This is a genomic window from Dyella sp. ASV21 (genome assembly GCF_016428975.1).
Lineage (GTDB): Bacteria > Pseudomonadota > Gammaproteobacteria > Xanthomonadales > Rhodanobacteraceae > Dyella.
Genome location: NZ_JAELTT010000024.1, coordinates 50,616 through 59,908 on the forward strand (window position 1 = coordinate 50,616; position 9,293 = coordinate 59,908).

Annotated in this window: 11 protein-coding genes; 5 read left to right on the forward strand and 6 right to left on the reverse strand. The window is 59.2% G+C overall.

The genetic code is table 11. The features are described from left to right. Nucleotides 1-32 precede the first annotated feature (32 nt). Nucleotides 33-578: a type 1 glutamine amidotransferase domain-containing protein gene (locus tag JHD67_RS10385; RefSeq protein ID WP_199099111.1), complete on the forward strand. Its 546-nt coding sequence runs from the start codon at nt 33-35 to the stop codon at nt 576-578. Between the two features lie 3 nt (nt 579-581). Here JHD67_RS10385 and JHD67_RS10390 read toward each other — a convergent pair whose 3' ends face one another. The 4 genes from JHD67_RS10390 to JHD67_RS10405 form a co-directional block, all read right to left on the reverse strand. Next, nucleotides 582-797 carry a hypothetical protein gene (locus JHD67_RS10390; protein ID WP_199099112.1) on the reverse strand — a complete coding sequence of 72 codons (216 nt, stop codon included), beginning with the start codon at nt 795-797 and terminating at the stop codon, nt 582-584. Between the two features lie 46 nt (nt 798-843). Further along, entirely contained in the window at nt 844-1,128 is a 285-nt protein-coding gene (locus JHD67_RS10395; RefSeq protein ID WP_199099113.1) for a hypothetical protein, read from the reverse strand. Nucleotides 1,129-1,316: 188 nt separating this feature from the next. Beyond that, nucleotides 1,317-1,850, reverse strand: a complete 534-nt coding sequence (locus JHD67_RS10400) for a DUF4142 domain-containing protein (RefSeq protein ID WP_199099114.1) — start codon at nt 1,848-1,850, stop codon at nt 1,317-1,319. Nucleotides 1,851-1,898: 48 nt separating this feature from the next. Beyond that, nucleotides 1,899-2,360, reverse strand: coding sequence for a PA2169 family four-helix-bundle protein (locus JHD67_RS10405; protein ID WP_199099115.1), 462 nt, complete (start codon nt 2,358-2,360; stop codon nt 1,899-1,901). Nucleotides 2,361-2,625: 265 nt separating this feature from the next. On the opposite strand from JHD67_RS10405, the gene JHD67_RS10410 reads away from it, so the two are divergent. Next, nucleotides 2,626-2,856, forward strand: coding sequence for a hypothetical protein (locus JHD67_RS10410; RefSeq protein WP_199099116.1), 231 nt, complete (start codon nt 2,626-2,628; stop codon nt 2,854-2,856). Nucleotides 2,857-2,888: 32 nt separating this feature from the next. Here JHD67_RS10410 and JHD67_RS10415 read toward each other — a convergent pair whose 3' ends face one another. After that, nucleotides 2,889-3,611, reverse strand: coding sequence for a response regulator transcription factor (locus tag JHD67_RS10415; protein ID WP_199099117.1), 723 nt, complete (start codon nt 3,609-3,611; stop codon nt 2,889-2,891). 64 nt (nt 3,612-3,675) lie between these two features. Between JHD67_RS10415 and JHD67_RS10420 the strand changes: the two genes are divergently transcribed. After that, nucleotides 3,676-4,044 (forward strand): hypothetical protein, encoded by a 369-nt coding sequence (locus JHD67_RS10420; protein ID WP_199099118.1) that lies wholly within the window; start codon nt 3,676-3,678, stop codon nt 4,042-4,044. Beyond that, on the forward strand, nt 3,989-6,079 hold the full coding sequence (locus JHD67_RS10425; RefSeq protein WP_199099119.1) for a catalase: 2,091 nt from the start codon (nt 3,989-3,991) through the stop codon (nt 6,077-6,079). The genes JHD67_RS10420 and JHD67_RS10425 overlap by 56 nt, the downstream gene beginning before the upstream one ends. A gap of 157 nt (nt 6,080-6,236) precedes the next feature. On the opposite strand, the gene JHD67_RS10430 is transcribed toward JHD67_RS10425, so the two are convergent. Beyond that, nucleotides 6,237-6,518 carry a hypothetical protein gene (locus JHD67_RS10430; RefSeq protein WP_199099120.1) on the reverse strand — a complete coding sequence of 94 codons (282 nt, stop codon included), beginning with the start codon at nt 6,516-6,518 and terminating at the stop codon, nt 6,237-6,239. Nucleotides 6,519-6,987: 469 nt separating this feature from the next. On the opposite strand from JHD67_RS10430, the gene JHD67_RS10435 reads away from it, so the two are divergent. Next, nucleotides 6,988-9,293: response regulator (locus JHD67_RS10435; RefSeq protein ID WP_199099121.1), on the forward strand; the 2,306-nt coding region annotated here is incomplete at its 3' end.

Here is a 9,293-nt window from a genome sequence, read left to right on the forward strand (position 1 = left end):
AAGATGACGCTCCAACGTCACTGGAGAATGTCATGAGCGAAGACACCCTGAGTGGCTGCAAGGTCGCCATGCTTGCCACCGATGGTTTCGAGCAATCGGAGCTGGAGGAGCCAAAGCGCCTGCTGGAGGAGGCGGGTGCCAAGGTGCATGTGCTGTCTCTGGACGGCGCCAGGAACATCAAGGGCTGGAATAAGAAGGCCTGGGGCGATGACGTTGCGGTGGATGTCACGTTGGGCGACGCGAAAGTCGAGGGCTATGACGCGTTAGTTTTGCCAGGTGGTGTCATGAATCCGGACCGTTTGCGCCTTGAGCCGGCGGCTATCGCATTCATCAAATCGTTCGGCGCCTCCGGCAAGCCCTTGGCGGCCATCTGTCACGGTCCTTGGACACTCATCGATGCCGGCCTTGTTTCGGGCCGAAAGCTGACCTCGTGGCCCTCGTTGCGCAAGGACCTGGAAAACGCGGGTGCGCATTGGGAGGATAGTGAGGTCGTGCGTGACGGGCCGCTGATTACCAGTCGCAAACCCGGGGATATCCCGGCATTCGTCCAGGCCGTGATAAAGGCACTTAAGCCCTGAGTTTCAAGACGAAGGCTTCGGCTTCTTCGACGGCACGTTCTGCGGCTCCCTTGGTGTCTTTTCATCGGGCATGTCCGTGCCGGGCTTGCTTGGGGTGGGTTGTGGCTCAGGGTAGCCGGAGGTGCCGGGTGGGCGGCGCGGCTTGTGATCTTCGGGCTGGTTCATGGCAATGACCTCGGTGTCGCTGGAAGCGGCATTAGGGTGAAACACGCGATCCATGCCTCGTGCGGGTGCAGGCGGCAGTCGCCCACTGCGTGGTCACCACTCAGCGAATCGGTGGGCGCGCATCGTTTCGAAGCTGCGTGATCTCGGCCCTGGCCTCATCGCCGTTACTCTGCATGTCTTTGCCGGGTGAATGGGGGGAAGTTCGCCCCAGGGTAATGTTCTTGGTGGCCCTCACTTCTCGATTGGCGAAAGTCCAGATTTCGCCCGTGCCGGTTATGAATACGGTCCAGTAGAGATCCGACTCGGGGCCGTAGTCGATAAGAAAATGGGCATAACCGTCCCCCTTGGGTGTGGCTAGCGGCAGCGGAGGATTGAGTTGAATCATGGATGAGTCCTCATGGGGTTGCGCGGTAAACATTCGAATACCCATGCAGCGCTCCGGTGTCGCGCAGGCAGGTCTTTGGTCGATGGCCTTGGCAGGTGCCGCGCCAGCCAGGTGAAACGATATTCAGCGTGGATGCTGCACGGTCGGAACGCCATCGATCCTTGCATGGGCTGTAGCCCGAAAATGCGCTATGGCTTAGCTGGCTCCAGGGCCTCCGCCATGTGCAGGGGATGTTCAAGCGTGGGAAGCGTCCTCAGCGCAAATGCGCTTAGGTCGGGATCGCGGCCGTGCGATGCCTCTTCAAAGAGCGAGATCGCCTTCTTGTGGGCCGCGATCATGGTGGAAACGTAGGCTCGGTCAAATGCGTCGCCGGTGAGCGGCACCAAGTGATCCATGGCATCGGACGGTGGTGCGTTGTCCGCTCCAAGGGCTACGTGCTTCCGATCCGCTAGCTCGGCAAGGTCCCGGTTGGCTTTTGTATGGTCACCGACCAATGTTTCGGCGAGCGATTTGACGCGCGAGGACGATGACTTGCGAATGGCGAGCCGCCCCATGCTTACCTCTGCCGCTCCGTCCGTTGACGCTTTCTTGAGGAACTCTTGGTCAGGCGCTGTAAGGGCGCTCGATGGGGCGTTCTCCGGTGGTGAGGCCATGGCGCCGCCGGTGGCGAAGGTCAGCGCCAGCGAAAGCGCCAGGGCAAAGGTGTGATGGGCGCCGTGCATGGCGCTGCCTCCGTATCCCGAGAGTGTCGGTGTCTAAGGCACCATGCGTCAGTGACTCTTCACATCATGCATGGCGTGCTTGAGGTTTCGCATTTCGTCGTGGCCGGATCGAACGGAGCTATAGACTTCGTCGATGACGCGGTGCGCGGCTGGCGATAGCTTTTCGTCCTTCATGGCGCTTTCGTACTTGGCCTTGATGTGGTCTTCGCCGCGCTCCACTTCATCGATCACAGCTGTATCGCCCTTGCTCAGCGAGCTTCGGATATCCACAAAGACGCGATGCGCGGAAGCGAGGATGGTGCCTTCATCCTCCGGCTTGCCACCGGCGGATTGCACGGCGTGCTGGAGGCGGATGGCGATATCCCGGCGTTCATTGGCCCTGCGTAGAAAGACTTCGCGAAAGGCTGGGTTCTGCGCGTCTTTGGCGGCCTCGCTATAGCCGTTCACGCTATCGATGGTCGTTTCGATGAGGCTGTTGAGTACGCGAATCTCATGGTCTTTATTGGTCATGTTTGCCGCCCGATATGAATGTGCGGCAAAAGATGACCGGTGGGGTGTGAGGATCTGGCGATTCGACGGTGAGGTGCGCGTCACGGTCGGCGGATCGTTCTGCTTTCATTCCGTCTTGGCTTGGTGTGCGGGCGAACGGGTGCAGAAGATCGCCAAACATTGACGTTCGCGTGATGGGCGCGATAGCGGTATCTCGCGTGTCATGGCTCCCGGTTGTGAACGCAGATAGTGCTGCGTTCAGCCGGATAGCCGGCGCGGAAACAGAATGAACAACGGTGATCTATCCACCATGCGGTGGTGGCTACGGGTGTTGCGCGCCAGCATGGCTTACGTCGGCTTGCTGCTGATGCGGCTTGCCGGAAAACGATCCTACAGTGCGTTGGCTTTGTTCGATGTCATCGTCCTGGTGCTGGTGGGCGGCACGTTGCGCACCGCCATTGTCGGCCGCGACGATTCCATGAGTGCCGCGTTCATAGGCGTTTTCACGATCGTGTGATCGCCCTAACCCAGGGTGCGGCGGCGCCCTCGCTAATGGCTGGGGTTGTGCGACGACGGGGAGGCGAAGCTGTCCATCCGATAGCCGGCGGCGGGGATGGTATGCAGCAGGGCGGTGTTGAAGGGCTTGTCGATGACCTGGCGGAGATTGTAGAGGTGGGAGCGTAGCGTGTCTGAGTCGGGCAGCTCATCGCCCCATATTTCGCGCTCAAGATCGCGGCGACTTACGACGCGCGGCGCTTCGCGCATCAGGACAGCGAGAATTCTCAGCCCAATAGGCGTAACAACCAAGGGTTGGCCCGAGCGCTCGACACGTAGCGTCGACGTGTCGAGGGTGAGATCGTCTACCTTGAGAACTTCCGGGGCGGCTTGGTGCCTGTCGCGCCGGATAAGCGCGCGTAGACGCCCCTCTAGCTCTCGCAATTCAAAAGGCTTCACCAGGTAGTCGTCGGCGCCGGCATCCAGGCCCGTCACTTTGTCGTCCAGCGAGCCTCTACCGGTCAGCATGAGTACTGGGGTGGCTTTGCGCGCGTCATGACGAAGCTTGTGGCAGATCTGCAGACCATCGAGACCGGGTAGTCCGACGTCGGCCACCACGACGTCATAGCTGTTGACGATCGCCAGGTGAAGGCCGGTGACTCCATCGGCCGCGTAGTCCACCGAATAGCCCCGCAGTTCCAGGAATTCGCCCAGGTTTGAAGCGACTGCCTGGTCATCCTCGATAAGCAGGATAACGCCTTTTTGTTTGCTATACATGTTCGCGCTCCCAGTCCAAAACAGCCTTGCTCATAGAGAGAACGATCCCTGTCGTGAGGCCGGCGTGAACCGAAACTCACGCTTGGCGAGATGGGTTCAGGTCGATGTACGCGGGCTTTACCTCATGGAAGGTTGCCATGCTCGCTCGACTGAAAATCCCGTTGTCGGTATGGGCGACATCGTCTTCGATGCGATGAATGGTCGAGAAATGCATTGCTCCATGCGGGCTGATATACCAGCAGGAAAGCTTGGCCGGACTAACGCTTCTTTGCCGACGGGAAAGCCATCGATCGTCATTGGCCGTGGGCGCAATGTCGACATGCTGTTCACCCTGGCGGGCACAGTCTCAATCATTGTCCGTCGATCGAGATACGAATATGGCTACCCGAAAATCATCGACCAAGTCGAGGAAGCCTGTGGCAGTAGCGAATGAGCGTGGAAAGGGCGATGAGCTGCACCAGCTTGCGGGAGGCTCGCATCCGCAGCTGACGACGGATCAAGGTATCCCCGTCGCCGACAATCAAAATTCGTTACGGTCGAGCGAGCATGGGCCAACGTTGTTGGAAGACTTCATCCTGCGGGAGAAGATCACCCGCTTTGATCATGAGCGGATACCCGAGCGCATTGTGCATGCCCGAGGAACCGCCGTTCACGGCTACTTCGAGCTGACGTCCTCGTTGGAAAAGTACACCACGGCCAAGCTTTTGACGGAGGTGGGCGAAAAAACGCCCTTGTTCTGTCGCTTTTCCACGGTGGCGGGTGGGGCAGGGTCGATCGATACGCCCAGGGACGTGCGCGGCTTCGCCGTCAAGTTCTACACCAAGCAGGGCAATTGGGATCTCGTAGGCAACGATATTCCCGTGTTTTTCATCCAGGATGCCATCAAGTTTCCCGACCTGATTCATGCGGTGAAGATGGAGCCGGACCGAGGCTTTCCACAGGCCGCATCTGCCCACGATACCTTCTGGGATTTCGTCTCGCTTACCCCTGAATCCATGCATATGGTGATGTGGGCCATGAGCGATCGAGCGATCCCGCGGTCGCTGCGCATGATTGAGGGTTTCGGCATTCATAGCTTCCGCCTGATCGATGCAGAAGGTCGGTCGACCTTCGCCAAATTCCATTGGCGTCCCACGTTGGGCTTGCAGTCCACCCTGTGGGACGAGGCCGTCAAGCTCGCCGGGGCGGATCCGGATTTTCACCGTCGGGACATGTTTGAGGCCATCCAGGGCGGAAACTATCCCGAGTGGGAATTTGCAGTGCAGCTGTTCACCGAGCAGGATGCCGCCAAGTTCGCGTTCGATCATCTGGACCCGACCAAGTTGATCCCTGAGGAAGTCGTTCCACTGAAAGTTGTGGGGCGCATGGTGCTCAATCGTTGGCCGGATAACTTCTTCGCCGAAACCGAACAGGTGGCGTTTTGTCCGGCTAACATCGTGCCCGGCATCGACTTCAGTAACGATCCCCTGCTTCAGGGTCGGCTGTTCTCCTATCTCGATACGCAACTCAGTCGGCTGGGCGGGCCCAACTTCCACCAGTTGCCCATCAACGCCCCTAAATGCCCTTACGCAAACCACAGTCGCGACGGCCATATGCAAACCACGGTGCCGAAGGGCCGAGTCGCCTACGATCCGAGTTCCCTGGAAGAAAATAGTCCTCGCGAGAGCAAGATTGGATTTCGCAGCTTCGCTGCGCAGAATGAACATGCAGCCAAGGGGCGAATCCGCGCGGAGAGCTTCGCCGATCACTATTCGCAAGCCCGCCTTTTCTATCGCAGCCAAACCGAGTACGAGCAGGCTCACATCGCCTCCGCCCTTGTTTTCGAACTGTCGAAGGTTGAAACCAGGCACGTAAGGGATGCCGTAGTGGGGCATCTCAGGAACATTGATCCGGATTTGGCTGGCCGTGTTGCCAAGGGGCTGGGGATGGGCGCACTCCCGCCTGCCCCGCGGGCAGCCGTGGAGCCTATCGACATGCCGCTGTCGCCGGCGCTGCAAATCATCGGCCGCATGAAGGCCACCCTACGGGGTCGCGTTGTGGGCATCCTGGTCGACGACCAATCCGATGCGGCGACGATCCACGCGCTTCGCAAGACGGTGGAGCGCGCGGGTGCAACCGTCAAGCTGGTTGCTCCACGGCTCAGCGTGACCCTCAGCGACGGGCATGTGGTTGCCGTGGATGGTCAGCTGGCGGGAACGCCATCGTTGGTCTTTGATGCGGTTGCGCTGATCTTTTCGCCGGAGGCAGGCAAGGCACTTTCGACCAAGGCCGAGGCGATTGATTTTGTGCGCGACGCCTACGGGCACCTAAAAGCCATTGCCACGGATGCGGGTGGCGAGTTCCTTCTGAAAGCTGGCAACGTCAAGAAAGATCGTGGCGTGCTGGATGCCGCCGATGGAAAGGCGTTTGTGCAGTGTGCTCAAACCCGCTTTTGGGCGCGCGAGTCGAAGATTCGTCAGTTGGCCTAAGCGAGGTTGCCCGCTGTTTTCTTGGCCACGAGACGCCGTCTTTCATGTATGCATCCCTCTATCCATCGCCTATGTGGTCAGGGCTTGCGCTAGTCTCGTCAGGCATGCAGTCGCGCACGTTCATCGATGCGACGAGGGATTCACCGCCATATCACTGCTAGCTCACCGCGCTGACGGTAATTTGGCAAATACCCTCTCTAGCAGGATACGAACCATGGCAAACCAATCGCACACCATCTCGGACCATCATAAAGAAGCGGCGAAACACCACGAGCAGGCTGCCAAGCACCACAAGCTGGCTTCTGATCATCACGACAAGGGTGATCACGCCAAGTCTGCCGAGCACGCGCATCTGGCGCACGGGCATCATCTGAATGCCACGCATCACCATGAAGAAGCTGCGAAGCAACATGCGCAACATCATGGCAATGGTAATCACAAGTAGATCCTGGCCTCACCGCTCCAAAGCCGAGTGACCCCGTCATGGCGGGGTCCTCGGCTCATTGCTATCGTTCTGGGCTCTTTGCTGTACGTAACGCTGCCGCCAGATGGCCAGCCAGGTTCAGGCCATGGGGGCGAGGGGTCGCAACGGCTCGTCTCGCCCTTTCCTAGCTGGCGCCGGACGGTATCAAGCCTCCATTCAGCAGTGCTTGCCTCGAAGGCGTGGGGTGTGGCCCTTCGGTCCCGGCGATGTGAACTGATGTGGCATGTCTTCACGTGGCACTGATCGACCCTGGTGCAGTTTTCGTGTGGCTTGAGGCATGGTCAGCGCTCGGCTGACTTGCGTGCGTCGTTTTGCCATGACGACCAAGACCAGTCAGTGGCGTGACGTTAACGCATGACTGCGGCAAACAGACCCACGTCTTCGGCGCGTGGCGACTCGCGATCCATGAGCCTCGAGGTTCGTTATGGCCTATTCGAAACAAACGGTCGATTTGCCAGGCGGGCTGAGCTTTCTTGCAGGTGGCGGTGAGACTGGCGGGATCATTCGATCCTATGACTGGAGCAGTACCCCTTTGGGGTGTCCCGAAAACTGGCCGCGAAGTCTGAAGACCGCGGTTCGCATCATGTTGACGTCCCGGCAGCCGATCTGGATTGGCTGGGGTGATGATCTGATCTACCTATATAACGATGCCTATAGGTCCATCATCGGTGGCAAGCATCCGTGGGCGATCGGCAAGCCAACCCGTGAAGTATGGAAGGAAGTGTGGGCGCGGATCAGCCCGTTGTTGGCCACCGCCATGGGCGGGATCGAGGGTACTTACGTCGAAGAAGACCTTCTGATCATGGAGCGCAATGGGTATCCCGAGGAGACCTATTACACCTATTCCTATAGTCCGATACCTGATGACGACGGCTCGCCGGGTGGCATCATTTGCGCGAACACGGACGATACGCAGCGGGTTCAGGCCGAGCGCCAACTGGCCCTGCTGCGCGAGCTGGCCGCGAAAACGGTGGATGCCAGGACATGGCGTGAGGCATGCCAGCGGAGTTGTCTCGCGCTGGCCACCAACCCCCGCGATATTGTCTTTGCGTTGCTCTATGCGCGTCCTGACGGCAGCGAAATTTTTGAGCTAAGTGGCTGTGTTGGCCTTGAATCGTTTGACGACTCAAGCCTCCATGTCATCGATCCGTCCAGTGACTCCGTGTGGCATGCGAGTCAGGTCTTGCAGCAGCGCAGGCCGGTATTTCTGCGAGAGCTGCCGAGGTTCATGCATGGCCTTGCCGCGGGTGGTGTATGGACGAAGCGTGCTGATTCGATCGCCGTGGTTCCGGTGGTTTCCCAGCGTGAATCTGCGCGCCAAGGCATTCTTATTGTCGGGCTTAGTCCGCATCGTCTCTTTGACGAGCGCTATCAGGATCTGGTCGTCCAGGTGGCCGCGCAGATATCCGATGCACTCGATAGCGCCGACGCCTACGAACAGGAAAAGCGGAGGAACGAAGCTCTCGATCAACTCCATCACGCAAAGAATGCGTTTTTCTCCAACGTCAGCCACGAGTTTCGTACGCCGCTCACTCTCATGCTTGGTCCCTTGGAGGACGTTCTCAATCAGCGGCTATCCAATGAGCAAATGTACGAAAACGTGTCTATCGCCTATCGCAATGGCTTCCGTCTGCTTCGCCTGGTGAATAGTCTGCTGGACTTTTCCAGTATCGAATCCGGCAGGGTAAGAGCGAGTTACGAGCCTACGGACCTGGCGAGCTTCAGTGTGGATCTGGCGTCGACCTTTCGCTCGGCCATCGAGCGCGCTGAGATGAAGCTGGACATTGTCGTTGAGGCCCTTCCGAAGCAGGTCTACGTAGACAGGGAGATGTGGGAGAAGATCCTGCTCAACCTCCTTTCCAATGCCTTTAAGTTCACGCTCGATGGCGTCATTCAAGTGACGGTAAAGCCTTCGAGTGACGGCACGTCGGCCATCGTTAGCGTCAGCGACACAGGCATCGGTATTCCGGAGGCAGAACTGCCTCACCTGTTTGAGCGTTTTCATCGGGTGTCCGGGCAGAACGGACGGTCAATCGAGGGCTCGGGCATAGGCCTGGCGTTGGTCAATGAGCTGGTCAAGCTCCATGGGGGTAGTGTTTGCTGTGAAAGCCGGCTGGGCTTTGGCACCACCATGACGGTATCCATGCCCTTTGGGCATGCGCATCTTCCGCAGGACCAGACCCGCAACGTGATGAGTGCCGATGTGAGCATCGTCACGCGCGCCCAGGAATACGTCGATGAGGCGCTCCGCTGGATGACGGAGTCGCCTTCGGTCGAGGCGGATACGTTGCTCTCGGCATTGCCATACTCCGCGCGAGCCGATGCGCCCGCAGGGCAGCGGAAGCGTATCCTGTTGGCCGATGACAATGCCGATATGCGTGACTATATCGAGCGCCTGCTAAAGGATCGCTGGGAAATTGAAGCGGTGCCCGACGGCGTTGCGGCATTGGCATCCATTCAGGCGCGGCGACCGGATCTGGTGCTCGCCGATGTGATGATGCCGAAGCTCGACGGTTTCGGTCTGCTGCAGGCGATTCGCGCCGACGATGCGCTCAAGGAGACTCCCGTTATCATTCTTTCCGCCCGCGCTGGCGAAGAGGCGCGGATTGAGGGTCTGGATGTTGGCGCGGACGACTACCTGACCAAACCTTTCTCGGCGCGCGAGCTCGTGGCGCGCGTCAGGTCGAATCTTGACCTGGCCCAGATACGCAGCGACGCCAAAGCTGCCAT

Coding starts and splice junctions, on each gene's coding strand:
- JHD67_RS10385 (WP_199099111.1), top strand. CDS start 33: ATGAGCGAAGACACCCTGAGTGGCTGCAAGGTCGCCATGCTTGCCACC.
- JHD67_RS10390 (WP_199099112.1), bottom strand. CDS start 797: ATGGATCGCGTGTTTCACCCTAATGCCGCTTCCAGCGACACCGAGGTC.
- JHD67_RS10395 (WP_199099113.1), bottom strand. CDS start 1,128: ATGATTCAACTCAATCCTCCGCTGCCGCTAGCCACACCCAAGGGGGAC.
- JHD67_RS10400 (WP_199099114.1), bottom strand. CDS start 1,850: ATGCACGGCGCCCATCACACCTTTGCCCTGGCGCTTTCGCTGGCGCTG.
- JHD67_RS10405 (WP_199099115.1), bottom strand. CDS start 2,360: ATGACCAATAAAGACCATGAGATTCGCGTACTCAACAGCCTCATCGAA.
- JHD67_RS10410 (WP_199099116.1), top strand. CDS start 2,626: ATGAACAACGGTGATCTATCCACCATGCGGTGGTGGCTACGGGTGTTG.
- JHD67_RS10415 (WP_199099117.1), bottom strand. CDS start 3,611: ATGTATAGCAAACAAAAAGGCGTTATCCTGCTTATCGAGGATGACCAG.
- JHD67_RS10425 (WP_199099119.1), top strand. CDS start 3,989: ATGGCTACCCGAAAATCATCGACCAAGTCGAGGAAGCCTGTGGCAGTA.